At 39.4% G+C, this 26,060-nt stretch carries 22 protein-coding genes, 1 tRNA gene and 1 pseudogene; 11 read left to right on the top strand and 13 right to left on the bottom strand.

Annotated features, from left to right (window positions below):
* The first annotated feature begins 18 nt into the window (after positions 1 to 18).
* The gene (locus FXW07_RS12615) at positions 19 to 222 is read left to right on the top strand and encodes a hypothetical protein (RefSeq protein ID WP_229395736.1); all 204 of its coding nucleotides are present in this window, start codon (positions 19 to 21) and stop codon (positions 220 to 222) included.
* Positions 223 to 462: 240 nt separating this feature from the next.
* Positions 463 to 1,527, top strand: a complete 1,065-nt coding sequence (gene amrS, locus FXW07_RS12620; RefSeq protein ID WP_229395737.1) for an AmmeMemoRadiSam system radical SAM enzyme — start codon at positions 463 to 465, stop codon at positions 1,525 to 1,527.
* A gap of 166 nt (positions 1,528 to 1,693) precedes the next feature.
* On the opposite strand, the gene FXW07_RS12625 is transcribed toward amrS, so the two are convergent.
* The 4 genes from FXW07_RS12625 to tatC (FXW07_RS12640) form a co-directional block, all read right to left on the bottom strand.
* A complete protein-coding gene (locus FXW07_RS12625; RefSeq protein ID WP_052725376.1) occupies positions 1,694 to 2,215 on the bottom strand; it encodes a Nudix hydrolase in 522 nt (173 codons plus the stop codon).
* Positions 2,216 to 2,369: 154 nt separating this feature from the next.
* The gene (locus tag FXW07_RS12630) at positions 2,370 to 2,675 is read right to left on the bottom strand and encodes a twin-arginine translocase TatA/TatE family subunit (protein ID WP_048119955.1); all 306 of its coding nucleotides are present in this window, start codon (positions 2,673 to 2,675) and stop codon (positions 2,370 to 2,372) included.
* Positions 2,676 to 2,924: 249 nt separating this feature from the next.
* Positions 2,925 to 3,467: a twin-arginine translocase TatA/TatE family subunit gene (locus FXW07_RS12635; protein ID WP_229395738.1), complete on the bottom strand. Its 543-nt coding sequence runs from the start codon at positions 3,465 to 3,467 to the stop codon at positions 2,925 to 2,927.
* 131 nt (positions 3,468 to 3,598) lie between these two features.
* Positions 3,599 to 4,381 (bottom strand): twin-arginine translocase subunit TatC, encoded by a 783-nt coding sequence (gene tatC, locus FXW07_RS12640; RefSeq protein WP_229395739.1) that lies wholly within the window; start codon positions 4,379 to 4,381, stop codon positions 3,599 to 3,601.
* 919 nt (positions 4,382 to 5,300) lie between these two features.
* Between tatC (FXW07_RS12640) and tatC (FXW07_RS12645) the strand changes: the two genes are divergently transcribed.
* The 3 genes from tatC (FXW07_RS12645) to FXW07_RS12655 all read left to right on the top strand — a co-directional run bounded on the left by tatC (FXW07_RS12645) (position 5,301) and on the right by FXW07_RS12655 (position 13,485).
* Positions 5,301 to 6,086: a Sec-independent protein translocase TatC gene (gene tatC, locus FXW07_RS12645; protein WP_229395740.1), complete on the top strand. Its 786-nt coding sequence runs from the start codon at positions 5,301 to 5,303 to the stop codon at positions 6,084 to 6,086.
* A gap of 465 nt (positions 6,087 to 6,551) precedes the next feature.
* The gene (locus tag FXW07_RS12650) at positions 6,552 to 7,478 is read left to right on the top strand and encodes a DMT family transporter (protein WP_229395741.1); all 927 of its coding nucleotides are present in this window, start codon (positions 6,552 to 6,554) and stop codon (positions 7,476 to 7,478) included.
* Positions 7,479 to 7,821: 343 nt separating this feature from the next.
* Positions 7,822 to 13,485, top strand: a complete 5,664-nt coding sequence (locus FXW07_RS12655) for a DUF3320 domain-containing protein (protein WP_229395742.1) — start codon at positions 7,822 to 7,824, stop codon at positions 13,483 to 13,485.
* A gap of 217 nt (positions 13,486 to 13,702) precedes the next feature.
* Here FXW07_RS12655 and FXW07_RS12660 read toward each other — a convergent pair whose 3' ends face one another.
* The 8 genes from FXW07_RS12660 to FXW07_RS12690 form a co-directional block, all read right to left on the bottom strand.
* Positions 13,703 to 15,271 (bottom strand): hypothetical protein, encoded by a 1,569-nt coding sequence (locus FXW07_RS12660; RefSeq protein WP_229395743.1) that lies wholly within the window; start codon positions 15,269 to 15,271, stop codon positions 13,703 to 13,705.
* 89 nt (positions 15,272 to 15,360) lie between these two features.
* Positions 15,361 to 16,737, bottom strand: coding sequence for a glycosyltransferase family 2 protein (locus FXW07_RS12665; RefSeq protein WP_229395744.1), 1,377 nt, complete (start codon positions 16,735 to 16,737; stop codon positions 15,361 to 15,363).
* An 816-nt stretch (positions 16,738 to 17,553) separates the two neighbouring features.
* On the bottom strand, positions 17,554 to 17,931 hold the full coding sequence (locus tag FXW07_RS12670) for a hypothetical protein (RefSeq protein WP_229395802.1): 378 nt from the start codon (positions 17,929 to 17,931) through the stop codon (positions 17,554 to 17,556).
* A gap of 55 nt (positions 17,932 to 17,986) precedes the next feature.
* Positions 17,987 to 18,121: a hypothetical protein gene (locus tag FXW07_RS19350; RefSeq protein ID WP_255679060.1), complete on the bottom strand. Its 135-nt coding sequence runs from the start codon at positions 18,119 to 18,121 to the stop codon at positions 17,987 to 17,989.
* 464 nt (positions 18,122 to 18,585) lie between these two features.
* The gene (locus FXW07_RS12675) at positions 18,586 to 18,837 is read right to left on the bottom strand and encodes a KEOPS complex subunit Pcc1 (protein ID WP_048123798.1); all 252 of its coding nucleotides are present in this window, start codon (positions 18,835 to 18,837) and stop codon (positions 18,586 to 18,588) included.
* A 242-nt stretch (positions 18,838 to 19,079) separates the two neighbouring features.
* Positions 19,080 to 19,553, bottom strand: a complete 474-nt coding sequence (locus FXW07_RS12680; protein ID WP_229395745.1) for an rRNA maturation protein — start codon at positions 19,551 to 19,553, stop codon at positions 19,080 to 19,082.
* A gap of 282 nt (positions 19,554 to 19,835) precedes the next feature.
* The gene (locus FXW07_RS12685) at positions 19,836 to 20,579 is read right to left on the bottom strand and encodes a hypothetical protein (protein ID WP_229395746.1); all 744 of its coding nucleotides are present in this window, start codon (positions 20,577 to 20,579) and stop codon (positions 19,836 to 19,838) included.
* 549 nt (positions 20,580 to 21,128) lie between these two features.
* Positions 21,129 to 21,320 (bottom strand): hypothetical protein, encoded by a 192-nt coding sequence (locus FXW07_RS12690; protein WP_229395747.1) that lies wholly within the window; start codon positions 21,318 to 21,320, stop codon positions 21,129 to 21,131.
* Between the two features lie 485 nt (positions 21,321 to 21,805).
* On the opposite strand from FXW07_RS12690, the pseudogene FXW07_RS12695 reads away from it, so the two are divergent.
* The 6 genes and pseudogenes from FXW07_RS12695 to FXW07_RS12720 form a co-directional block, all read left to right on the top strand.
* Positions 21,806 to 22,085, top strand: a pseudogene (locus tag FXW07_RS12695) (IS21 family transposase); the annotation flags it as partial.
* Between the two features lie 503 nt (positions 22,086 to 22,588).
* Positions 22,589 to 22,918, top strand: a complete 330-nt coding sequence (locus FXW07_RS12700) for a DUF2551 domain-containing protein (protein ID WP_048119936.1) — start codon at positions 22,589 to 22,591, stop codon at positions 22,916 to 22,918.
* 35 nt (positions 22,919 to 22,953) lie between these two features.
* Complete coding sequence (locus FXW07_RS12705; protein ID WP_048119933.1) at positions 22,954 to 23,355, top strand: hypothetical protein; 402 nt, start codon at positions 22,954 to 22,956, stop codon at positions 23,353 to 23,355.
* 369 nt (positions 23,356 to 23,724) lie between these two features.
* Positions 23,725 to 23,797, top strand: a tRNA-Gln gene (locus FXW07_RS12710).
* A 376-nt stretch (positions 23,798 to 24,173) separates the two neighbouring features.
* Positions 24,174 to 24,857 carry an ABC transporter ATP-binding protein gene (locus FXW07_RS12715; protein ID WP_229395748.1) on the top strand — a complete coding sequence of 228 codons (684 nt, stop codon included), beginning with the start codon at positions 24,174 to 24,176 and terminating at the stop codon, positions 24,855 to 24,857.
* A gap of 10 nt (positions 24,858 to 24,867) precedes the next feature.
* Positions 24,868 to 25,323 carry a PPC domain-containing DNA-binding protein gene (locus tag FXW07_RS12720; RefSeq protein ID WP_229395749.1) on the top strand — a complete coding sequence of 152 codons (456 nt, stop codon included), beginning with the start codon at positions 24,868 to 24,870 and terminating at the stop codon, positions 25,321 to 25,323.
* Between the two features lie 102 nt (positions 25,324 to 25,425).
* On the opposite strand, the gene FXW07_RS12725 is transcribed toward FXW07_RS12720, so the two are convergent.
* The gene (locus FXW07_RS12725; RefSeq protein ID WP_048119929.1) at positions 25,426 to 25,815 is read right to left on the bottom strand and encodes a transcriptional regulator; all 390 of its coding nucleotides are present in this window, start codon (positions 25,813 to 25,815) and stop codon (positions 25,426 to 25,428) included.
* Positions 25,816 to 26,060 lie beyond the last annotated feature (245 nt).

The raw sequence follows: 26,060 nt of genomic DNA on the forward strand, positions 1-26,060 counted from the left end.
GTTTTTTCTGCACAGGCAATGGCATCAAAGCATGAGATTGTTTCAGATTGCTTTGTTACAGACCGTTTTGTTTCAGGTCGCTTTGTTCTAGAACACTTTGTTACAGACCGCTTTGTTTCAGATCACTTTGTTTCAGATCGCTTTTTAAACCCTATTGTTCCAGAACGCATTGTTTTAAACCCTATTGTTCCAGATCGTTTTTTTCGGATAGCTTTGTTTTAAACCTTATTGTTCTAGAACGCATTGTTTTAAACTCTATTGTTCCAGAACGCATCGTTTTAAACCCAATTGTTTCATATCTCTTTGTTACAGACCGCTTTGTTTCATATCGCATTGTTTTAAACCCTATTGTTCCGATGGTATTATCAGATGCAGAAACTTACCCGTAAGTTGACCATTTTTTCCTGAAAAACTGGAAAAATATGAAACAGCAACATTATTATGCTGTAAAGCAATTTCTAAATGGGGATTGCTGTGATAAAAGAAGCCATGCTCTACGAGAAAATAGGAGATAATAAAGTACACTGCAAGCTCTGTGCCCATAGTTGCAAAATTTCCCAGGGAAAAAGGGGCTTTTGCGGAGTCCGGGAAAACAGGGACGGAAAACTATATACTCTTATTTATGGGACGGTTTCAAGCGAGGCTGTTGACCCTGTCGAAAAAAAACCTCTTTATCACTTTTATCCAGGGTCTTATGTTCATTCTGTTGGGTCAATAGGGTGCAATTTCCGATGTAAGCACTGCCAGAACTGGTCGATTTCTCAGGTCTGCCTGGAAGATGCTTACACAATGGATATTCCACCTGACGAACTTGTTGAAAGGGCGCTTCTCTCACGTTCAAGCTCCATTGCCTGGACCTATAATGAGCCAACAATCTGGCACGAGTATACCTATGAGTGTGCAAAAATGGCAAAAGAGGCAGGGCTTGGAACAATCTATGTGACAAATGGGTATATGACGCCTGATGCCCTCAGGAATATAGCACCCTATCTGGATGCCGCGAATATCGATATCAAAGCATTCACTGAAAAATTCTACCACGATGTCGCCAGCGCAAAACTCGCCCCTGTGCTCGAAGCTTCTGCCCTTGCAAAACAACTTGGAATACATGTTGAGATTACAAACCTCATTATTCCAAGTGTAAACGATTCCCTTGATGAGATAAGGGAACTTTCAAAATGGGTATATAAAAATCTCGGACCTGAGACTCCACTGCATTTTACTCGTTTCCATCCCCAGTACAAGATGCAGGACCTCTACCCGACGCCTGTAGAAACCATGCAGGAAGCCTGTAAAATTGCAACTGAAGAAGGAATGAAGTATGTTTACATGGGCAACGTTCCTGGCAGTGACCGCAACAATACTTTCTGCCCGAACTGCGGAAAAATGTTGATCAAGCGTGGCTATTTCGATATTGAAAAGTATGAGATCACACCTGAGAAAACCTGCCCGAAATGTGGGGAACACATTCCCATTGTAGGTGAATATGCCGGTTCAAAACATGCACCGGGTGAATACGACTATTAAGCGGAGTATTCAGCAAACGACAGATGAGAATAAACTACCAAGAATAAACTACCAAGAATAAACTACCAAGAATAAACTACCAAGAATAAACTACCAAGAATAAACTACCAAGAATAAACTACCAAGAATAAACTACCAAGAATAAACTGCCAGACAAAATTAGATCTCAAAAAATATATTTTTCGCACCCTTCGTGGAAAATTTTTATAATTCCTTCTCGCAGGGAAGGCGTATATTTCTCAGGTTCAGTTTTGACAGCCCTGTGCAGTTCTTCAAGTTCAACCCATTCTACAGATACGGCTTCTTCCGGGTCAGGCCGAATTAAGCTTGCAGTTTTTTCCGAGCATAGGCCTGAAAATACCATATGAAAAGCTCCTTTGTTTTCGATGATACAGGGAATTTTAAATAATTTTTGGAATGGAACCGAGATTCCTATTTCTTCAAGCATTTCCCGTGCCATGCAGGCTTCATAAGACTCATTTGCTACAGTACCGCTTACCGAATATGTATAACGGCCCGGAAACCACCGTTTTTGAGGTGCCCTTTTCTGGATAAGCATTTTATTTTCAGGGTTGAGAAGGATAAGTTGGGCAGCCCTGTGGATATGCTTTCCCGAATAAAATTCCTCTCGTTCGCGCAGCCCGAGAACGTTATCGTTTTTGTCTACTTCAGTGATTAGTTCTGCCACAAAAGCACTCCTATTAAGTTGTTTCACTACCTTTATTCAGGCGGGGAAAAAAATAAAAATGTCGGTTAAAATAAAAATGACAGGCTTCATTAAAAAAGGTTAAACCTGGAATAATGCCATGAAAAGAAAAAAGAAATTCACTTTTCAGGCTTTTTCAGGGTTCTGAGACCTCTTTTGGTTTTTCTGCGGCTTTCTGGATCTCATCCAGAAGCTGATCATCGGTCTTACCTTTTATGTCAATCCCAAGTTTCTGGGCAGTTTCCTGTACCTTGCTCTTTGGAGCTGTGGGTTCTGTGATGGATTTTTCAAATTCTTTAAGGTTTAGCTCGGATTCCTTCTGAGCTTTCTTAAATTCGCCCACTGAACTTCCCATGGACCTGGCTAGCTCCGGAAGTTTAGTAGCTCCGAAAAGGAGTACAACTACTGCAAAAATCATTATGAGTTCTTGTGTGCCTATCATGGCTTAACCTCAAGTTTTTCGTTTTCTTAAATAAATATAATTCAGCAGGTGATAATGATCTAAAAATTGTAAATATCTATAAGTTAAGCTAAGATTTTTTATGTTATATAAAGTTTCTATTTTTATTTACTATTTTGCAGATTTTATATATTTAATAGTTTTTATTTTGCTTTTTATATTTATTAAATTTATCCCATTTTGGTTTTCGACTCAGGTTTATCTACTTTTATCCCGATTTAATCCTGGATTTCAGATTTTCCGGAGCTCTTCCTGTTCAGAAACAGATTTTCCGGCTTCCGGCTTGTTTTCCAGATCTGTATCGATTTTCGTGTCTGTACCGGTTTTAAGCTCTGTATCGATTTTCGTGTCTGTACCGGTTTTAAGCTCTGTATCGGTTTTCAATTCTGTATCGATTTTCGTGTCTGTACCGGTTTTAAGCTCTGTATCGGTTTTCAATTCTGTATCGATTTTCGTGTCTGTACCGGTTTTAAGCTCTGTATCGGTTTTCAATTCTGTACCGGTTTCCAGCTCTGTATCGGTGTTTGTTTTTTTACTGCTGCTGGGAGTATCTTTTTGTTCCTTCCCTTTCTCTTTTTCCTCAGAAGCAGCTGTATTCGCAGCTTTTCTGGTGTAGGCATCAAATTGATTGAGCTCAAGCTCAGAAGCGCGCTGTGCTTTTTTAAATTCTCCCATTGCACTTCCTAACGATCGTGCAAGCTCAGGAAGCTTCTGCGGCCCAAAGAGGAAGAGAGCTACAATAAGAATTACTATTAATTCCTGTGTGCCTATCATTGTTGGTTATTATCAACAATCAAATATAAAAGTTCTTGTAATAAGATCGGTAGGACTGGCTTGTTCGGAGATCCTTTTAAAAACATCTGTTTTTAAAAATAAAAAAGCCCTATAAATAGGCAAACTAGCTATCAAAATAGCCGGATAAGTAGCAGGCTGAACTCAAAGAGAATTCCCAATAAAAACGCCACAAGGATCTGGGCAATGAATGTAGGATCAGGCGAAAGGAAAAGTGAAATTGCCATAATCACACTGTAGACCAGTATCCTTTGCTTTTTAAGAGTCTCGTATTCTATAAGCCCCATTTTCACGGCAAAAATCACAAGCAAGGGAAGCTGGAATACAATTCCGAAACCTGATAGAATTGTAGTTACTGCTGAGAGAGTATCCTGAACGGAAAGCTGCGCTGTAGCCATGTCTCCCGAGTAAAATAGAATATATTTGAACATGACAGGCAGGACGATAAAGTAACCTACAGAGGCCCCCAAGATGAAAAGCAGGAAGGATACAGGAATGACCTTGAGGAAAAAGTGCTTTTCATGTGGATAAAGCCCTTTGCCTGCAAACCTGTAAAGCTCGTAGAAGAGCAGAGGGACTGAAGTGGCCAGAGCAAAAACGAGGCAGAGCTTGAGGCGCGCAAAGGTCCATTCAAGAGGAGAGTAAGCCGTCATGTAAAAGTCAGTATTTATAAATTCCTTCCAGACAATCAGCATCCCTTTTGCTGAAAATGGAAAAGCAATAAGTATTCCCAGACAGAGCCAGATCAAAACGATTGCTAGGCGGTTTCTGAGCTCTAACAGGTGAACCATGAGAGGTTCCTCAGTATCTCCCGGGACACCGGAAGTATAAGAGTTCATCCCCGAGTTTTTTTCGGTAGAAGCTGTTGGTCTGTTGCCTGTGTTCTCTGAGTTCATTTTTTCCGCTCTTATATATATCTAGGTAAATATATTAATATCAGAACATAATATAGAATGTAAATCTGCAACTCTTCGGAGGTATTCCAATTTCCCGGTGAATGAGATCTTCACAATCCATTTTACGATCCCTCTTCAGAATATCTTTCTACTATATATTTGCATACTTGAGAGTTGGATATCTGAGCATTTATAGTACTGAGCCATTAACAATGCAATCACTTAAAATGATTAACATAATCACTTAAAACGATTAACATAATTACTTAAAGCGATTAACATAATTACTTAAAATGCTTAACGTAATCACTTAAAACGATTAACATAATCACTTAAAACGATTAACATAATCACTTAAAACGATTAACATAATTACTTAAAATGGTTGACATTATCACTTGAAATGATATATAATCACTTAAAATTATTAATATAATACGATTAAGAGAGTTTGATTAATATATGCTGACGATTATTATAAATTACTTAAAATAATTTATGTATTATAGTTATTCAATTAATATAAATTTAGTTATAACAAATAATATAATCGGATTCAGAGAATTAATTGATGATTGTGTAAACGAATTAAGATAATTAATATAATATACTCGTAATAAATACTATCACCCATTAAAACAACTGCTATTTCCCGGTTCTCTATACTTGAACCTGTTGTTTCCATACTCCGATTTCGTGACTTTCATCAATTGAATCTTCTGAATGGCTTGCAGTCTCAGGAAAATTTGAAGGATTCCGTGAAAAGAGCCGAAAAAACCTAAAATCGAAAAAACAAAATAGGTAAAAAGAAAGTTGATATGAAAATCTCTGCAATGAATAGATCTCACTGCGGTGAATATAAGAGTTTCTTTAAATAGGACAAAAAACTTTCTTTTGCTTTCCCGGATAGGTACTCATTATGTCTGAAGCGATTGAAAATCTCAGTGCAATTCTGCTGACCCTGCGAAATAAGTTACTTGTGATTGCTGGGGTCCTTATCACAGGCATTATTCTCTCTTTCCAGTTTACAGGCCCTCTCATTGAGAGAATGAAGGTTGATCTTCTCCCAGAGGGCGCAAAGCTGGTGTATGTATCTCCCCTTGAGGTAATGATGCTGGAGCTAAAGCTCTCTATAATAATAGGAATTCTCATCACCCTGCCTCTTATTGCATTCTATGCTTATAGGGCAATCTCGAAGCGGTACTCAATTAAAGTTCCGATATCTATTGGAAAAGGCCAGTTTGTTTTCCTGAGTCTAGCTGTCATTGTCATGTTCGTCATTGGAGCCTCATATTCTTATTTCCTCATGCTGCCTCTCTTTCTTAAGTTCCTCTACATTGACGCAGCAGACTCAGGGGTGACTGCGACTTATTCGGTTTTCAAGTTTATCTCATTTATAGCAACAACTACAGCAATCTTTGGTCTGGTCTTTGAACTCCCTATAGTACTTACTTTCCTTACCCGAAATGGATTTGTAAAATACAGTACTCTTGTGACGTACCGCAAGCATATTTATGTCCTTGTCGTGTTTATTGCAGCCGTAGTTACTCCTGGGGCAGATGTCTTCAGTCAGATGATGGTTGCCGTGCCCATGGCGTTCTTTTTTGAGATCAGTATGATAGTTGTGCGGTTAATTGGAGTAAAGAACAGGCTCGGAAATTCTGATCCTTCAGCAACTGCATCAGGGATTACAAGAAGAGACTAAAAGAAGAAATGTGACAAAATACAGTTTAAGGATCTAAAAGTAAAATGGCTCTTCGTTATTTTGTGTGGATATCCTCATAATATTCTCATAAAAACCAATGCGGTCTTGAATTGAAAATCATCTTATCCATAGGGAATGAAAAAGAGCCAGTAAAAGTTTGATAATGTGCAAGTTAACTTCAAAAGTGCAAGTTAACTTCAATTAAGACCATAAATTATTCAGTAATCCAGATACACATCTGGACCTTAAAAATACTATTTTTATATAATTTTTAAAACAAGAGCTATTATAGGACCTGCATATTCGATACTAATCATTCTATTCCGCACTCGTCTATCCGCATTATCCTGTTTTGAGAACTTTAAGATTTACAAAATGCCGACTGCTAATAGTCTGCTGTCTGGATATTACTTTCAACATACTCAGGATAATCTTATTTAACAGAAATACATATTTGAAGAGGTCATGGAGACGCAGCACATAAAAGCAAATATCCAGGTAATTGCCGCATCTGTCATCTACGGATTTTCAGGAATTTTTTTCATGTATGTAAAGAATATGGCCGCAGGAGCTGTTGTGTTTTACCAGCTTCTTTTCGGGCTTCTCGCACTTACAGGTTATCTGGCAGTTACTGGAAAACTGTCAGGAATCAGGCTCCGAGGAAAAAGAAAAAACTTGATACTGCTTGGAGCTTTCAATGCAGGTGCAATGGTCTCTTATTACATGGCTGTGAGCTTTACTAATGTATCAATATCCGTACTTCTACTTTATACGGCTCCGTTTTACGTTTTGCTGCTTGCCCCTCTTTTCCTGAAGGAGAAACATAACAAAAAGAGCCTTGTTGCCCTTATTCTTTCTCTTACGGGTGTAGTAATGGTAATTGGTCCTGAAAACCTTGTTTCTGGATCGGGAATTGAGCCAGCATATCTTTTTGGAGTGCTTATGGGACTTTTTTCAGGCTTTTTTTACGCCTGCGTTACTATTACTTCCCGAGATCTCAGGAACGAGTATTCAGGTTTAGAACAACTTTTTATCTCAACCATCGTAATGCTTGTATTATTGCTTCCTTTTGTAAAACAGGCATCAGTAATAGCTCTTGTTGAAAACCTACCTGTTCTCCTCTTTCTAGGGATAACAATCACTTCAGTGGGTTCGATTCTTTACTTTACAGGGCTTTTACATGTCAAAGCCCAGAATGCAAGCATACTTTCCCTGATTGAACCTGTAAGTGCGATTTTTTTCGCTTACCTGCTCTTAAAAGACCCCATATCCGCTGAAACCCTATTTGGATGTGCCCTTATCCTTTCCAGTTCTTTCCTGGCAAGTCTGGAGGAGGAAAGCAAAACCGAAGAAGAACCTGTTTTCAAGGAAAAACTGCCTGCAGTCCCTTAGCTTACCAGAAGCGGGAAAAGTAATGTGAAAATCTCGAGTCCAGCAAGCTTTTTGAAAACACTCAAGAAGACTAAAATATAACAAAAATACGAATAACCGTAATTTTTAGAAAAACTCTAATAATAAGGAAATAGTTTTCAGATATAACAAAAAAAATATTCTTAAATGTGTTATTCTTAAGAATTTCATTCTTAAATGAGTTATCTGCCATCCGGGTTGTATTTTTTTATTTATTAATAGCTCTGTTTCCGGTTGGATCTAATAAAATTTATTAGTATGTGATCTTTATTCTATTAATCTTAAGCATATTTCACAGATTATTTCAAAAGAGCCTGGTATTCTTATGGTAGACGTAGTTAAGGAATTGGAAGCCCTGAGGCAGAATTTGCTTGATCTGTCCCTTCGAAATAATCTTCTCAATTACCGCCCTTCTCAGAAAAGGACCATCTCGATTACAGGTCGGAACCCGGAGGAAATTTACGAACTCTTTGTCCTCCAGGAAAAATCGATGAGGTTCAGAGCAACAGCTCAGTTAAGAAAAGGCAGGAAAAGTGAAAATGGGGAGAAATACGAGGCTTCTGAAAAGGAAAAACGGCTTTTGAAAACAATAGGAAATATTCTGGTATCCGAAGATAAAACCCATACTTCTCGCTCCGAAACTTTTCTGGAAACTCCTGATGACAGCGAAACCCTTGATAAAAAGCTTTTTTATGTCTTTAACCAGGCAAACTCCATATTTGAAGAACAGGGATATCCTGTTCTCTACCTTGCACTGGGCTTTCTGCAGTGGAGCGAAAGCCGCTCGGCCATAAAAAACCCGAAAGCTCCTCTACTTCTTATTCCCGTTGAACTCAAACGCATAAGTAAAGGCCGAATTTTCAGCATCCAGTGGACAGGAGACGAAATCTTCACTTCAATTACCCTACAGGCAAAAATGAAAGAATTCGGAATAACGATTCCTGAATTTGAAATGCCTGAGGAAGCTTCGGGGATTGAGGAATACTTCAGGGCTGTATCCAGAGAAATTCATGAAAATAGAGACTGGAAACTTCTGCCTGAGATCTGCCTTGACCTTTTTAACTTCAAGAAATTTGTCATGTATAAGGACCTTGACCCTGCAACCTGGCCTGAAGACATGTCTCCTGCTGACCACCCATTGATCCAGGAGGTCTTTAACCCTGAAGACCCAGAATGTGAGGTTTCCGGTTTTCTCGAAGAAGAGGTTGACCTTAAACTTCCGGCAAAGGACACTTATCAGATAATGGACGCCGATTCTTCCCAGATTGCAGTCATTGAAGATGTGAAAGCCGGAAGAAACCTTGTTGTTGAAGGGCCTCCCGGGACCGGCAAGTCCCAGACGATTGCAAATACGATTGCAGAACTTATAGCCCAGGGAAAAAGCGTACTTTTCGTGAGTGAAAAAATGGCTGCCCTTCAGGTTGTAAAAAGCAGGCTGGACTCTGCCGGCCTTGGAGAACTCTGCCTGGAGATCCACAGCAACCAGACCCGCAAAAAAGCCGTGCTCGAAGAGCTGGAAAAGACCCTGAACCGTGAAGCTCCTTCCCCCATACGCCCTGACAGAGATATAAACGAGCTCGAAAAGCTAAAACATGAACTCAACCAGTATGCTCTATCCCTTGGAGAACCTGCGGGAAAAATCTACCCAAGCCTCTATACCCTCTGTGGCATTCGAGAAAAAACAAGGGCTTATTTTGAATCAAAAGGCCTGAAAATGCCCTTATATAAGTTTCAAGAACCTGAAACCTGGGATCCTGAAGCCTGGGCCGATGCAGAAACTGTTATAGAAAAACTGAGTCAGGTACTTCCTTTTCTCGGGCCGGTCTGGAAAAATCCCTGGTACGGCTGCGATCCAGGGCTTGTACTGCCTTCGGATCTGGGAGAAATCGGAGCCTTTACAGAAGAATGCGCTGAGGCTTTTGAGACCCTTGAAACCGCCATAAAAACCCTTAATGACCTTTCTGCAACCTTAAAACCTGACACTCTCGAGGGAATTGCAACCGTAATCAATGCCGCAAAATTCCTTGGAAACTCAAAAACCATCCCTGAAAAAATGCTTCAGAATTTGGGATATGAATCCGAAGACTCAATAACAGAAGCCGAAACTCTGGTTTCAAAATTCAGAAAATACCTTGAGCTCAAAACTTTTACGGACAAAACTTTTCGCCCTGAGATTTTTAGCCTTGATACATCTGAATTCGAGGAGCTTTCCGGCAGTCTCCTCAAGTTTTTAAGCCCGAAATACAGGAGGCTCAAAAAAGAAATTTCAGCTTGCTATCTCTCACGAGTGCCTTTCCGAGACAGTAAAATCCTGCTTGACCTAACCGGCATTTCCGAATACAAAGCCCTCAGACTGGAACTGGAAAATTCGGGTGCAGAAGGGGAAAAATACTTTGGGGATTACTGGAAAGGCTTTGAAAGCGATCCTGAACAGCTTGAGGAATACAGCCAATGGATAATTCTCTTCCAGCAGTATCTGAAAGAAGGCACTTTCACAGACAGGAGTCTAAGGCTTATAGGACTTGGAATTGACAGCGAAGCAATCGAATCTGCGTCCAGCCATGTACTGGCCGCAACGCAGGAGTTTCTGGAGGCATTTAAGGGAGTTGGGATTCGTATAGGCGCAGATTTCGGGAAAATGTGCCCAGAAGGCCTGGAAGCCGCAAAGCTAAGTTCATTAAAAACCCTCGTAACTTGCTGGAAAAACGAGACTTCGTCCCTGGTGCTCTGGAGCCAGTATCTTGGTTACAGGCAGGTCTGTCTTGAAACAAAGGCAGCCCCGATAATGGAAGACCTTGAATCCGGAAAACTCGCAGTTTGTGATGCAATTCCTGCTTTTGAAGGCAACTACGCCGAAATCCTCCTGAATCGCACTTTCAGGAAAAGGCCTATACTTTCGACTTTTATTCGGGAACTCCACGAAGGTAAACTTGGCAAGTTCAGGAAACTTGACAAAAAGGTCCTTATGGAAAACCGAAAAAGAATTGTATGCTCGGCTTATAAGGAAACCCCAAAATTAGCTTCAGGAGCCTCAAGATCTTCAGAGGCGGGTATTCTGCTCAATGAGTTTAACAGGAAAAGAGGGCATATGCCTATCCGCACCCTTATGAAAAAGGCAGGCGGCCTGGTCCAAAAAATCAAGCCCTGTTTCCTGATGAGCCCGCTCTCCATTGCTCAGTACCTTGATCCCAGAAGCACACGTTTTGATGTGATTATCTTTGACGAAGCCAGCCAGGTCAAACCCGAAGATGCAGTTGGAGCTCTCCTGCGCGGAAAGCAGGTCGTAGTAATGGGGGATTCAAAACAACTTCCGCCGACTGACTTTTTTGATACTGTGCTCGATTCTCCGGAAAGCGAGCCTGATGACTGCATTACAGCCGTAGATATGGAAAGTATCCTGAATGTGTGCAAACGCAGTTTTCCGGTAAAGACCCTGCGCTGGCACTACAGGAGCAGGCACGAGTCCCTCATTGCAATTTCAAATCAGGAGTTTTACGATAACCGTCTCTATGTTTATCCCTCCCCCATGCAAAAAGACGAAAAACTTGGGCTGAAGTTTGTGCATCTTCCAGACTCAATTTATGAAAGGGGTAAAAGCGGAGCCAATCGGATAGAAGCAAGAGCCGTTGCAAGAGCTGTTTTCGAGCACTTCAGCAGGTACCCTGATAAAAGCCTGGGAGTCGGGACTTTCAATATAAAACAGCAGGAAGCTATCCAGGAAGAAATCGAGGCTCTACTTAAAACAAATCCCGGACTTGACCTTAACTCTGAAAATGGAAAAGGTGAGCATTTCTTTGTTAAAAATCTTGAGACCATCCAGGGCGATGAAAGGGACATTATACTGCTGAGCGTGGGTTTTGGCTTTGACAGCAACAGAAAGCTTTCCCTTAACTTTGGCCCGCTTAATCGCGAGGGAGGGGAAAGACGCCTGAATGTACTTATTACGCGGGCCAGGGAAAAATGCGTTGTTTTTGCAAATTTCACATCAAGGGACCTGAAGCTGGATGAAAACTCACCTTTCGGGCTTCGGGCCCTTAAAGTATTCCTTGAATTTGCAGAGAGCGGCAAGCTTCCCTTACCTGCATACCGCAGGGAAAAACTCGATCTGCCTTTTGAAGAAGCAGTTTACAATTTCCTGGCAGAAAACGGCTGCGAAATCCACAGGCAAATCGGTTGTGCAGGATACAGGCTTGACCTTGCAGTCCCTGACCCCGCCCATCCAGGGCGGTATGTGCTTGGGATCGAGTGTGATGGAAAAAGCTATTATTCCCTGCACGTTGCACGGGACCGCGACCGTCTGCGCCAGCAGGTGCTTGAAGGGCTGGGCTGGAGGATCTACCGGGTCTGGTCAACGGACTGGTACTTACATCCGAAAGATAGCAGGGAAAAACTGCTTGAAGCTGTGAATGGGGCTGTAAAACAGGCAAAAATACAGGCAATATCCGAAATCGGACCTGAGGTTTCGAGGGCTAATGAGCCGTCTGCCCGGCCTGGGCCTGTGAATCGAAGTCCTGCAGGAAAGTATTCCAGTTCTCCTGCAAATCCGGGTTTATCCCGGGTTCCGGTCTCGCCTGCAGTGAGTGTGGAGAGTGAAGGTGGGAATGAGGACGAACTTGAAAGTCGATCTTATAATAGAGCCTGCCTTTCGGAAACTTTTGAGGCAAAACTTCTTCTGGAGCCCTCATTTGGAGCTGAAGCTGAAAAGCCCTATTCAGACTCGTTTTTTAAACTGGAAGAAGGACTTACAGCCCCGCAAGATACAGATTTCTTGCCGGAAATAGATGTAAGAGCCAGGTCGATGGCTCTGGTAGCCGATGAAAACTCCCGTAAGAAGCCTGTAGGACGGTCAAAAAAATCAAAACTCCTTAAATTCAGTGTAGATCCCCACTCCAAGGGAAACAAAATCGATTTGATACCTGAGCCAGAGCCTGAGAAAGTGAGTTTTTACCAGGCTTACCCTGAGATTGACTTCAGCGCAAGCCCTGAAAAAAAGAAACGCAAGCGAATTAATGAGTTTGCATATATTTACGGCTCAGAAGGCTATTTCGAACCCGAGCCAGACTTAGAGGAAGAAAATTATGAAGCTGGAGATGACAGTTATGAATGGACATGGGACTCAGAAACTCAAGTTAAGCACGAAGACGAGCCTGTAATTGAGCATGATATAAAAAGAAGAACTGAAACCCGGTTAAGTGAGCCTGCTCTAAAACATACGTATAAGGCAGAAACCAGAAACCCAAAGGAACCCTTCTCTTCAGCCCCGGCTGAAAAAACAGGAACGTTTTTTGAGAAACCCGATACTGGAAGCTCCTTAAAATTCAGGACCGGTAATACCGGATCGAGAACTGCCGAAATCCGGGAAATTCCAGGAAAAAAACCTGAACTGGGTAATTCAAAAAAAGAGCCTGAAAATCTATCCGAAAAATCCAGTTCACTCGAAGATGTCGTACCCCTTTACCAGGTCTGCCTTTCCTCAGGCCTTCCGCAAACCGGCGATCTTTCGGAGGTTTCGGATAAGCAGCTTGAGGAGGCTATTCTAAGAATTGTAGCGTGTGAAGGGCCCATTCACGCGCAACTCCTGCAGCAGCGAATAAAATCGCATACAGGAATTTCCCGAATGCTCGGGAAAATCAAGCAGCGAATAAATGATGTTGCAGATCTTGCCGAAAGTTCCGGAGAAATCAAGGCCAAAGGTGAGTTCTACTGGCCAGTTTCAAAACCTGCATGTCTCCTGCGCAGGCGTGAGGGAGATGAATCCGCAAAAATCGAGTGGATCTGTGACGAGGAAATAAAAGAAGCTATCCGTTTTGTCCTGTACAACCAGTATTCGACTCCTCTTGAAGATCTTATTGTCCAGACTTCGAGAGTGCTCGGTATAAAAACCACACGCAAAAACGCAAAGGAACGAATCGAAAAGCTTGTAAAAGCAGGAATAGAGAATGAGGAATTAACTCTCACTCCAAATGAAATGATTTATTTTGTGAAATGAAAGAAGTATTTTGTTGAAGAAAAGAAGTATTTTGTTGAAGAAAAGAAGTATTTTGTTGAAGAAAAGAAGTATTTTGTTGAAGAAAAGAAGTATTTTGTTGAAGAAAAGAAATTTTCAGAAAATCATATTTTTTCCAAAAAGGTTATTTCTTTCTTTAAAATCTTGATTCCTGTTTATAATTTCTCATTTTTCACACACTACTTTTTAAAAGAGTGCTTTACCCTTCCAGGTACCTTTGCTTGAAACGCAGCCAACTATTGCCCTCGTCTAGAGTCCAGGTATCGTACACAGATGTCGCATTAAGGCCGCTATAGTGGTAGAGCGTATAATTACCGCAGTACAACACCCTATCCGGCTTATATGCAGTAACAAAGGCATCAGGCGTATTCGATTGTGAGTCATTATTACGAATAACGAAGTACTCAGTGGGTCTTTCGTTGTACCACCTTACACAAGAATTCCACTTATAAGGGATAAAGCCACTATCCGTAAAAATTACTGGACGGACAATCACCTTTTCGTTTGCAAGATATGTAGTTATGCCGGCATCCCAATAGTAAGCATATGCATAGGTAATATTGTTGGATTCCATGTAATCAACAAGTTCATTTACTCTGGCATTCGGTTGAGAATCTAAATTTGTGACAGAAGAAATGTTAGCAGTGGCAGATGATATTAAGAGAATGGCGATGAGGAAAATATACAACTGGTTTTTTGAATTTGTGAAGAAAGATAAAATCATGAAGACCGAAATGGCTGTGAATCCGAGGTATCTGTAAGTTCCTTCGCTTAAACTGGTGAAAGTAAGTCCGGTGAACATAAGCGCGGCTGATATCGCCATTATGACAGCGAAGCTTTTCATAATATGGTCGGTAGCATGCCCCAGATTCCAAATAGCAATGCAAAGAGCTGTTAAAAAAATCAGCGTAAATAATATGTCTATCGACGAAGGGGTCTGTCCTCCAGTTAGTACATGATATAAGCCTGTGTTCAAATACAGTGACAATTGACGGAAAATTTCTAAAGCGTTGGAGAATATGCTAGCCTGGTTCTGAACAGCGAACGGGTTAGGTACAAGGTAGTCAATAAACATGGATTTAATGACAGAGACAAGCCCAGCGAGAAGCGTCCATGATATAACCCACATATTTAGATTCCTGGATCTGCCCTGATTAACTAGAAAATAAGCAGCAAGAAATGGCAAAACGAACCATGCGACCACGATGGTATCAGATAGAACCACCAGCGCTATTAAAACTGTGATTAAACCAAGCTGTAATGTACTGGCCTTTTTTAGGTATAACACGAGAAGTAATAGGATGCCTGTAAAGAATAGAGTACCAGTGTGAGTCAAAGCTAGGGCGTAAACATTTTCGTAAGCTGTCATATTTACATTAGCTAGCATAGCAGCAAAAACAAGGGATGGAATAAGTCCTTTATTTGTGATTTTGTAAACAAGAACAGAGAATATTGCCAGAACACCAATAAAAATTATAAAAACCGTCAGCCGCAATACCATTGGGTCATAGTTGGTAATTCTCTGCAGCACCAGGTGAAAAGGTATCAATTCAGTAAAATAGTATGGATCCAGGGAAGGCAGATAAATGCCTGAGAACAAATAGTTATGATGTTTCCAGAACTCCATCGCTATAAGGCCAGCATTAGTATTGTCGCTATTCAGACGAAGATGTAGTGTCACAAGTAGCTTGCAGACTAATCCTTCGGTGATTAGCACGAGTAAAGCGATAACTGGCAGCTTCTTCATTAATAGATCTTCTCTGTCCACAATAACATCCCAATTTTTTAATTAGCCTGCATCTAAAACAATTGACTTCTTTGATTTTTATTTACTGATTGCTTTTTTATTATCCTTAGTTATTTATTGAATTTGTCGTTTTCATTAAAATCAATATCAGCAAACATGCCTTGCTTAGAATCAGTATCAACAAACATGCCTTGCTTAGAATCAGTATCAACAAACATGCCTTGCTTAGAATTAGTATCAACAAACATGCCTTGCTTAGAATCAGTATCAACAAACATGCCTTGCTTAGAATTAGTATCAACAAACATGCCTTGCTTAGAATCAATCTCAGCAAACATGCTTTGATTGGATGAATAATTACTATCGGTTTTTAGTTTCCATGTAATATGCCTGTTCACCAGGTAATTCCAGAAAAAAACAATTAATATTCCTATGAGGTTCGAAACAAGATAATAAATTCCAAAAAAGTCTGTTAAAATGTATAATATTCCTATATTAATTATAAGCCCTACAATTGAAACACACTGGAAAGAAAAGAACCGCTTAAGACGATTCTGTGTAAACGAATTTACTTCATCCTTTAGATCAAATGTCCAGTAATCATTCAGAAAAAAATTATTTAAAATAGCTATTTCGATTGCTAATACACTGGCTGTGATATAATAAAGACCCAGATATTCGGTAAATAAATACAGAAAACCTACGTTGACCAAAACTCCAGAAAATCCAACAAAGCCGAATTTTACCATTTTTTTCCATTCGTTCCAGATCTGGTTATTGCGGGAAGTCAGAGAATATTCAGCGAGACTTAAAATCTGTTTTGCATAATCGCTTATTATGCAGAAAGTAAGTTTACTCTCTCCATTCTGTCTGTCCGTAAATGTAAACGGGATCTCGACGATTGATTTCCATTGCCCTTTGCCAAGAACTTCCATAAGGATCTTATACCCTCGGGGATGAAGTTGAACTCCAGAAATCACTTCTTTTCTAAGAGCAAAAAATCCGCTTACAGGGTCTGTAATTTCAGGAAATAGTATCCTTCCCAGGCCTGTTGCCCCAAGAGAGAGAACCCGACGCTTAAGGGGCCACTGCTGAATTTTTCCCCCATGGATATATCGACTTCCTATGACAACATCGGCTCCTTTTCTGATTTCTCTATAAAAAAGGGGAATTAACACCGGGGGATGGGAAAAATCGGCGTCTATTACTATAAAAATATCCGAATTCGCCTGTTTGAAACCTTCTATTACGGATTGTGAGAGTCCATGGTCTTCATGCCTGACAATAATCTTCAGATTATTGTATTTCAATGTGAGATTCTGAACAATTTTGATAGTCTTATCCCGAGATTCGTCATCAACAACCAGAATCCCACCACGAATATTGTTTGCTGAAAGAGTTGAATTCACAGCCTCGATAATGTCAGCAATATTGGCCTCTTCGTTAAAAGTAGGTATAATTACTGTTATTTCATACTGAGCGTCCATTTTAACTCCAGATTGGATACTTTAAGGATTAAAATAATTATCAAGACCAAAATAATAAAACTTTTGTATGATTTTTCAAGAATTGCATATTATTTTATAACTGTCTATTTTCCATTGTTACTTGCATGTGAACTTACTGCTCCAGTTGTCACTCTAGCCATAAAACAGACTATGAGTAGAATTTCTGATACATTTTTTATTTTTTTATTGCAACAATAGTATTCTATAAAGATTTTTTGTCAGTCAGTGTGTATTATTGAAAACATATGCACAAGCCTCTTTTCACATTTATTTCAAATCAGACAAATGTACTTGCTTTTTCGGAATTGATCAACAACTCACGTACACGACAGACTTTTGTTGATCAGTTTAAGACTAAGTTTAGAACTATGCAGTTGAAAAAGAAAGTGCAGTTACCAGCGATTTTTGCTAGTTCAATTGCATAAACCATATTTTTGATTAACTTAGTCACCTATTTTGATTAACTTAGAGTTTATCCGAAAACTCAGCAATGAATGTTGAAAAAATCACAGGAGGTCTATATTTTTGGAGTAACCATTCAGGTTTTAGATATTGTGCAAGTTACACAGCATGTCATTTTTGGACAGGCTCTTAGTCCTTGGCTCTTAGTCCTTGATTCTGTGTCAACAATTCCTAAATTAGCTAAATAAAATATAATCATACTTGTATAATTGAAGCTTTATGGCGGTCTTCTTTTTTAACATACTTTAGTTGAGATTTAATCTCTAAAAAAAGTAATTATAATCCATTTGATACTTATTAAGGTTCATTAAGAACTTATAAGCTAAAAAGAAGTCATATATTGTTTGTATTTTTGTAATGAAGTCCGTTTCTTACTTTGAGGCAAGTAGCGTCAACAAACAAGGAAGTAATTTCATGCTCAATTGGCTTTGAAAGAATTTCTTCACCTTGTTTGATGACATCATCAAGGTTTCGACACGCCAACATTGGTCCATTTGCATTCGTCTCCGGAGCACGTACCTGACGAAGTCTAGTGCATTGAGTCCAAAGTATGTCAGGAATGAATTTTTTGAAAACAACTGAAAGCACAGAAAACACGGAAATCAGTATTAAAGGCGTGTTTCTTCCGTGCTTTCCGTGTTTTCCGTGGTTGTAATATCCAGATAGAATCACTCTGCGACCGGCTGTGTTTTCTGTGTTACAGAATTCCATGTGACTTGAAAATAATATTTGAGTCGTAAGCCACAATTATTTCCTTATTATGTACTTATTTAAGAATCGATGCACTAGCCTTGCCTTTTCCATAACGCTCACTACCGTGGCTTTTGACCAAAACGCACATGATATTCTTTGAATAACATGCGTAAACAATGAAAATGCTTGCAGATGGCAGCATTTTCATGCTAAACAGCTTATGGCAGTTTGAAATCACTTCCTGTAAAGCGAATTCGAGGAGCCTTCCCTCATCTTCTCTGCAGCATAGCTACCTTCATGAGACAAAACTGCCTCATGGGCGCGCTTTCGTGGCGCGCAGTCAGCATCCATTCGGATAGGATAAAATTAGAACCCTTATCCATTCCGTTACAGAATGGATTTCGCTTTTTACTGAATCCTCTGCCCTCAACGCCATCGTCATCCTCACGGGAATCATACTCGTAATGGGAGTATTTATAAACCAGCCCTTTTGGTTACAAGCATTAGTCTGCAACCGTTGCACTGGTTTATCAGACCTGATGGGAGGATGTGGACAAAGCACTCAAATTCAAACAGTTATTCAAACGTTTCGCAGTTTTCGAGTAAGTAGTGTTTTTCACTCAAGCTTTTTTTGAAAAGGCTTGCGGAAAGCAATTATTCAAAAGGCTGGAACTAACAACTGACTTCATACGTGGTTTCAAGGACTTCCTGGGCAATCTGGATAAGCCTGAACCATGTATTCAGGGCTGAACGCAGGGAAACCACATCTTCAGCTTTTACGCTGAGTACCAGCTTATTTGCATCTTCAAGAGACAGGCCTATTGCAGACCTTTGTGAAAAATTGTCATCGAGTTCGGGCAGGAGAGACCTATAAATCGTTTCTGCAGCTTCAGTTTCAAAAGTAAATTCTGCGAAAAGTTTCAAGGGATTACCTCTACTAATTTTTAAATTTTTTTGAAGTAAGTAAGGGAAAATCGGTTTCCAATTTCCTATGAGAATTGTCTTAAGATTCTTATCATAAAAATCCTTATCATAAAATTTCTTATCATAAAAATCCTTATCATAAAATTTCTTATCATAAAATTTCTTATCATAAGATTCTTATCATAAAAAATTAATTTATAAAAATCGGCTTTAAATATAAGGGTTTGGAAAAAGTTTGGAGGTCAGTACTTTTTAAAACCTTTGAGATTAAGCTTAAAAAGGGACTTTCCACTGCCCATAAAATCAATATCTTTTTCCCCAATCGCTATTAAGATGGAACTGGGAAGAAGTTGATCGATTTTATCGCTCTCAACCCTTTGAAAATGGAAAAAAGCCTCAAATGCGTCCGCAATCTCTCCCTGGCCTGTAAGCAGAGGCTCGATATCGGGAAACCAGTAGGAATCAAGTTCCTTGGAGTACCAGTCCGTAAACCTGAGTGAAAAAAGGAGCTTTCCGACTTCATCGTAAAAGCTGAGTTCCCCGGGATTTCCATGGTACTCTCCTACAACTATGAGAGGGCCGCCCTCCGCAAACTCCAGAAGCTCCTGCATGCCCATTTTTCCGCGCGTTATACATCTGCCAGCCATAAACCGCGAAAGCAACTTACAAAGTGCCCTGGTTCTTGCAGAAGGTTTTCGAGAAGAAGTAACCAGCATACTTCCCCTGATAAGTTAGAAGTATATATTACTTTCTCTCCATGGTTCTGGAAAGCGTGTAGGCCGAAATCAAAGAATCAAATCTGGATTTTTTTCTTAAAAAATATTTTCTGTATGATTCTGCATCGGTGAATTCTGGCTTGAAGAATAGATTTCCTGTACGCCTTGTAGAATTTTGGCTCTTCGTTATTCCCTATGGATAAGATGATTTTCAATTCAAGAACGGATTAGTTTTTATGAGAATATTATGAGGATAGCCACACAAAACAACGAAGAACTCTATTAAATAATTCTGAACTTTTTACTTATTCTGATTTCATGATAGCCGCAGTTTCTGCATTTAAAATACCTGATTTTCTTTTTGAAAATGTAATTTAATACATCCATGTTTCTATATTCTTCTAGTGCATGTTCTTCCCCGCATTCCTCGCAGGTGTCTTCTTTTAAATTATCTTGCCTCTTCTCGTGATGGTGGTCTATGTATTGAGGTTCGACTTTTATGTCTTCACGCCCACAATTTATGCAGTGCCAGTATTGTGTAAGGGTTTTTGTATAGGCATCGATTTTGCTTTCTTCTTTTACGAGTGGAACCTGAAATTCCTCAAAAACTAAATGCTTCCTGCATTTCTCGCAGTATGAATCCATACAATAGTTCGTTATTGCCTTGTAATAACCAAACATATAAAGGAAAACGATTTCTGACACAATTGTTAGGAATCTTCCGGCTGATAACAGAAAGCTTTCGGATTTTGTAGATGGCTGAACAGGGAAAAACATCAAAAACAGGAATAACAGTATTGAAATAAGAAGGAGTTTTGAGAATAACCTGGCTCTTTTTTGAATTCCTTCTACTCCAAGCTTATTTGCCAGATTAAAAGCTTCTTCGCTGCTCTCAGGGCTATATCTTGGATTCAATTTCTGGGTCATTTCCACGGTGTCATTCTCAGGGTCTATTTTGTATAGGACGCCTTCATAAAAAGCCTGATATGAGCCTGATGGAAACCTTATCCGTTTGTCTTTTGTCAATAGATCAGCAGCTTGTTTCTGTCTAGGTTAGCTATTATTCGTAAGTAATTTTATATCACAAGGCATAATAAATGTTTTTCCAGCAGAGCTGTGGCGCTGCAGCCCGAGCTCCGTCTGGGAAGGAGGAGGCACTATTTGCCGTCCGAATTCCATCCAGGAGAAGCAAAGTTTTAACTACGCTACGCTTTGCTCAGGAGGGCTGAGTTACAGTTAAAATACTGAGCTACATTCAAGAAGGGCTGACTTATTATAAAGTAGTATTACTTTTACTCAACCGGACCGGTTTTAAAGATCTTGCAATCAGGTTATCAGATGTGAACGTTTTTGAAATCCACTCAAAACAGGCTTTATATTCCGAGTTTTTCTCAGACTCATAGGAAACTGGAGTCCTTCTAGGATTTACTTCGCAACCACAACATCACAATATTCTTTTCGTTCCTTTCTGCTTTACTAAAAAGGGCTTAGAAAACCCATTTTGTAGTTAACTTAGGACTCTAGCAACAAAAACTTACAATTGTCATGAGGTACTTCCGGGAGAAACAAGTAGACTTAAATTATATATATCATGAGGTAGACTAGGATGTGGGCATCTGGAAAGGTCAGATAAGACCTTTTAACTTTTTTAATAACCCCCAACACCCCCCACTCCCCAATATCCAGATGCCCAATTTCCATATAATCAGTTTTCTTGAGACTTTTTATTATTTTCTGGCCATTAGATTTTCTCTCTAAATCGTGCAAAACAATAAAATTTTAATTATATTGAGATAATTTTTTATTTATGGGAAAAGGAAAAATCGTATGGCAAAAGGAAAAATCGTATGGCAAAAGGAAACATCGCAATAGATAAGTCAATGGTAAAAACGTTTGTTGACAGGAAAATAATAATTCCTTTGTCAAGGGTTTTGGTTGGAAATCAATAATACTCTATGTTCTCCATATTATATCCTATTCTCCATATCATATCCTATTCTCCATATCATATCCTATTCTCCATATCATATCCTATTCTCCATATCATATCCTAATCATTGTGATGACTGTGGCAGTAAATTAAATGTAAACTCTCACTGCACTCGTTTTATTTTGTCAAGTCACGGCACTATAGTTCGCAATGTTACCTCTTGACTTTGACAGTAAATAAAAATAAGTGCTCTTTATCTTGTGTTACTCGATACAATGCACATCACAAAACAGAGAGCCTTCCCACAATTCCTAACAAGAGTATATATCTTCGGTCAAGGCCGGTGAAGTATCCACAAGGCTTTTGCATCAGTGAAATCTCCAGACAAACAGGTTTTGACAGGAAAACCGGGAGGAAATATCTTCGGCTGAAAACCCTGCCTGCACCCCAGAAAGGTCCTGGAAGAAAGAGCAAGCTTGACCCTCACAAATCCTATATTATTGATAAACTCAAAGAAAGTCATTATAAAGCTCCTTTATAGGGAAATCAGAGAAACGTGTTTTGATGGAAGAAAAACTATCGTCAAGGACTTCATAAAAAAATAGACAAAAAAAAGGGAGTAACTGCAGTAATTCGCTACGACAAAAACAGGTGTATAGGGTCAGGTAACTGTGGCCTCTTTACATGAAATCGATACCCTGTTCCATCCGAGAACTTATTGAACATTTTACACATGTCGAGATATTGCTGCAATTTGTCATGATTCCTCACTTAACCAAAGACGTATGGAAGAGGATATGCTTTTTATATAGTTATTATTTAATTTTTAATAAAACATTTAATAATAATGTGTAAAACTATGATATTTACAATAAAAAAGTTTCAAAAAATATTCAAATTATGTCCAGCGCAGGTGGGGCACAAAAACCGATATATTAGAGAAAGAACAATATTATATACGCAAAAAACTGGATTTGAATTAATATAATATTGTTTATGGATATCAATTTTTTCGTGTCCATCCCCCTCACAACGAATAAATTTAAAAATCTATATATAGATCTATAACTTACATAGTTTACTACATCAGTAAAGGTGGTAATTAATGGTATCCATCCGAGCTAAAATTAAATCCAGGTTAGAGAAATTTCTAGAAGTTGATTCCAGTGGATATCGAAGGGCAATCCTGTGCATTTTTATCAAGGTAAAAAAAGCAACTATTGACGAGCTGCATGAAATGCTTACAAGTAAGTATAATGTATCTCGAAATACGGTTGCATCCATGGTAGGATATATCCATTCGAAGCTTGGAATTCTAAGAGCGCATAAAGAATCCTATAAAACCCCTATGGTTTACCTTTTGAGAGAAGAATATGTAGATCTGCTGATGAAGATTGTAACTTCACCTAAAGAATCTGCTGAATTCACGGCTTGATAATTACTATTACACCCTAAAATGTCTGATGGACGATGTCACTCGTTAAAAACGCACCCAGAACAGCAACTACTATTGTCGTAAGATCGGATTCCAATTCTCGAATAAGCCATTCAAGGGACCCATATTACACCCTTATGCGACGCATTTTTCAAGAAGATGCCACTGCAGTAAGAGGTCAAAAGTTCCTAACTCTAGTAGAAGAGCGTCAGGCTGCTGGAAGTGCTATCCGGACTGATGAATGGAAAAACCTTCTAGAAGAACTTCAGATAGGGCGTGCCTCATTTTATGCGATGCGTAACAAGTTGCTTGGAGCCGGGTTGATTTCGATAAAAGATAAGGAGTACAGGCTTTCAGGTCAGTTCTCAAAGGATCTTTTAGATATGGCTCGCTGGTGGTGGACCGCAGTTCTCAACCAGTCTGAAGAGAGCCTTTAAAGGAATAATTCCTCTTTTTCATTTGACTTTAAAACATCTCATTTTAACATCTCATTTTAACACTTCATCTCAACATTTCATCTTAACACTTCATCTCAACATTTCATCTTAACACTTCATCTCAACATTTCATCTTAACACTTCATCTCAACATTTCATCTTAACATTTCATCTCAACATTTCATCTCAACATTTCATCTCAACATTTCATCTCAACATTTCATCTCAACATTTCATCTCAACATTTCATCTCAACATTTCATTTTAACATTTCCAAGCACTTCAGCCGAAAGGTATTTATATAAAATCTTCCTTTAGAAGATACGCTTCAGGGCGAAAGAAATGCGTCCCACAGCGAAAAATCATCGAAGCCCGGTAGTGTAGTGGTCAATCATGCGGGACTCTGGATCCTGCAACCTCGGTTCGAATCCGTGCCGGGCTATACTCACTAAATAAATAAACCTACTTTTCTGCCATGATGTAAAAAATTTTTCTAAATTTAGTATCTATCTATTTTTATAACAAACGAACAATTAGGAAGACAATCTTTCTTTGTCTTTGAATAATGATTCCTGGGTATCCTCTTCAAATTTAATGGAGAATTCCAACCTTTGTAGAATTTTCTTCAAAACGAACATGATATTCTTTGAATAATATGCACAAAAAAATGAAAATGCCTGCAGATGGCACATTTTCATGCCAAACAAAAGGAAAGTTGCCTCAAAATAGAGTTTTTCCTTGGGGTTCTGTGTTCTTCCCAAAAGCTCTTTAGTTAAAAGCCCCTCTTTTTATTATAATTTTGAAAATGCAGGAAAAGCATGACTGAAGAACGCCCAATTATCGAGCTTAAAAACCTGACAAAAATATATAAAAACGGAATGGAATTTCGCGCCCTCGACAATGCAAACCTGAAAATTAAGAAAGGGGAATTCGTGGCAATTGTCGGACCCTCGGGTTCGGGAAAAAGCACACTTATGCACATGATAGGCCTGCTGGACACCCCAAGTTCTGGGACGCTCTTAATCGATGGTAAAGACGTAACAAATATGTCGGATAAGGAACGTTCTGAGATGCGAAACAGAATGCTTGGTTTTGTCTTCCAGTACCATCACCTGCTCCCGGATTTTACGGCTCTGGAAAATGTAATAATGCCGCTCTTGATTGCGGGAAAAAGCAGGAAAGAAGCACAGGAAATTGCTGAAAACCTCCTTAAAGAGGTAGGACTTGAAGACCGGATGGATCACAAGCCCGGTGAACTTTCAGGAGGGCAGAACCAGAGAGTTGCAGTAGCAAGGGCACTTAGCTGTTCTCCTGCAATCGTGCTTGGTGACGAGCCCACAGGCAACCTTGATACAAAAACGGGCGATCTGATCTATGACCTGCTCAGACGACTGAACAGGGAGTATAATCAGACTTTTATTGTGGTTACTCACAATGAGAACCTGGCATCAAAAGCTGACAGGGTTATCAGGCTTGTGGACGGAAAAATCACAGATCAGTGAGGATAAAAAGATGGAATATGCAACAGGAAGAATAGGTAGAGTATTTACCGTAAGGATCGATTCTGGAGACGACCTGATTCTGGAACTGATTAAACTTGCTGAACTGGAGCGCATCGAATCTGCTGTTTTTGTGTTGATAGGCGCATTAAAAGAAGCAAAACTTGTCACAGGCCCTAAAGAAAGTATAATCCCTCCAGAACCTGTATGGTCAGGCTTTGACGATGCACATGAGATTATGGGAATTGGAGATATTTTTTTAATGGAAGGAAAGCCTAAGATCCATCTGCATGCAGGTGCAGGCAGGGGAGACAATGTAAAACTTGGGTGCTTGAGAGGAGAAAGCGAAGTTTTTATGGTAGTTGAGGCTTTTGTCTTCGAACTAGAGGGATTTTCTGCCAGAAGAATTACAGATCAGGAACAGGGTTTTGCCCCAGTAGCTTTTGAGCAAGTTTTAGATATGAAATGACGTTCTGGTAGAACAAGAGTTAATAAAGACTCAAAAGTTTGAGTAGGAAGGTAAGAAGTAAGAATATAGTCCTGCAAAATTGTCTGGCAGTCTTCTTCAAATTCAATTTTGCAATGTATTCTCCAGTTCACGAAGCCTTTTGAGTGCAATTATTTTTTCTTTATTATCTTTTAAAAACTCTTCTTCAAGGACCGTTACAATTTGTGAAAAGGGCAAAGTTAACTGGTAGTACTTCACAGGTCTGCCTTTTCCTTTATTCTTTTTTTCAGACCTTTCTTCCACCCAGCCTCTATCCCGCAGGGGGCGCATGGCTACACTTACTTCCGGTTGTCTAAGCCCTGATACAAGTTCAATATGAAGAGACCTGAGTTCACTGCAATCTTTTAGACACACGATTGCGGTGGCCTCTGTCCTCGGGAGTCCCAGGCTCTGGAGCATGTCAATGATTGAATACTCTTTTTCGGTTAAATTAACTGGAGAATCGTCGGTCATCGAATGTGAATAATACTTTCAGGTTTATATATTTTATGTAGATAAAATTGTTTTTTTAAATAAATTGAGTATTGTTAAGGAGTTAATTTGCTATCAAACCGTGTTAATACCTTTTTTTGGAAAGTTTTAGTATAAATACTAATATTAGCAAATCTCTGGAAAAAAAACGGTTTTGTAAAAACTGGCTTTGTAATCCTGACCAAAACCTTTAAAGCTAGTGTCTGCAGGAAAATGGACATTCCTTG

Source organism: Methanosarcina sp. DH1 (genome assembly GCF_020804205.1).
Taxonomy (GTDB): domain Archaea; phylum Halobacteriota; class Methanosarcinia; order Methanosarcinales; family Methanosarcinaceae; genus Methanosarcina; species Methanosarcina vacuolata.

Excerpts from the sequence above, each read along its gene's own strand:
- FXW07_RS12670 (WP_229395802.1), bottom strand. The coding sequence starts at position 17,931 with ATGGAATTCTGTAACACAGAAAACACAGCCGGTCGCAGAGTGATTCTA.
- FXW07_RS12705 (WP_048119933.1), top strand. The coding sequence starts at position 22,954 with ATGTCACTCGTTAAAAACGCACCCAGAACAGCAACTACTATTGTCGTA.
- FXW07_RS12655 (WP_229395742.1), top strand. The coding sequence starts at position 7,822 with ATGGTAGACGTAGTTAAGGAATTGGAAGCCCTGAGGCAGAATTTGCTT.
- FXW07_RS12700 (WP_048119936.1), top strand. The coding sequence starts at position 22,589 with ATGGTATCCATCCGAGCTAAAATTAAATCCAGGTTAGAGAAATTTCTA.
- FXW07_RS12725 (WP_048119929.1), bottom strand. The coding sequence starts at position 25,815 with ATGACCGACGATTCTCCAGTTAATTTAACCGAAAAAGAGTATTCAATC.
- FXW07_RS12635 (WP_229395738.1), bottom strand. The coding sequence starts at position 3,467 with ATGATAGGCACACAGGAATTAATAGTAATTCTTATTGTAGCTCTCTTC.
- FXW07_RS12630 (WP_048119955.1), bottom strand. The coding sequence starts at position 2,675 with ATGATAGGCACACAAGAACTCATAATGATTTTTGCAGTAGTTGTACTC.
- tatC (WP_229395739.1), bottom strand. The coding sequence starts at position 4,381 with ATGAACTCAGAGAACACAGGCAACAGACCAACAGCTTCTACCGAAAAA.
- FXW07_RS12715 (WP_229395748.1), top strand. The coding sequence starts at position 24,174 with ATGACTGAAGAACGCCCAATTATCGAGCTTAAAAACCTGACAAAAATA.
- amrS (WP_229395737.1), top strand. The coding sequence starts at position 463 with ATGGGGATTGCTGTGATAAAAGAAGCCATGCTCTACGAGAAAATAGGA.
- FXW07_RS12615 (WP_229395736.1), top strand. The coding sequence starts at position 19 with ATGGCATCAAAGCATGAGATTGTTTCAGATTGCTTTGTTACAGACCGT.
- FXW07_RS19350 (WP_255679060.1), bottom strand. The coding sequence starts at position 18,121 with ATGAAAATGCTGCCATCTGCAAGCATTTTCATTGTTTACGCATGTTAT.
- tatC (WP_229395740.1), top strand. The coding sequence starts at position 5,301 with ATGTCTGAAGCGATTGAAAATCTCAGTGCAATTCTGCTGACCCTGCGA.
- FXW07_RS12650 (WP_229395741.1), top strand. The coding sequence starts at position 6,552 with ATGGAGACGCAGCACATAAAAGCAAATATCCAGGTAATTGCCGCATCT.
- FXW07_RS12665 (WP_229395744.1), bottom strand. The coding sequence starts at position 16,737 with ATGGACGCTCAGTATGAAATAACAGTAATTATACCTACTTTTAACGAA.
- FXW07_RS12720 (WP_229395749.1), top strand. The coding sequence starts at position 24,868 with ATGGAATATGCAACAGGAAGAATAGGTAGAGTATTTACCGTAAGGATC.
- FXW07_RS12680 (WP_229395745.1), bottom strand. The coding sequence starts at position 19,553 with ATGCTGGTTACTTCTTCTCGAAAACCTTCTGCAAGAACCAGGGCACTT.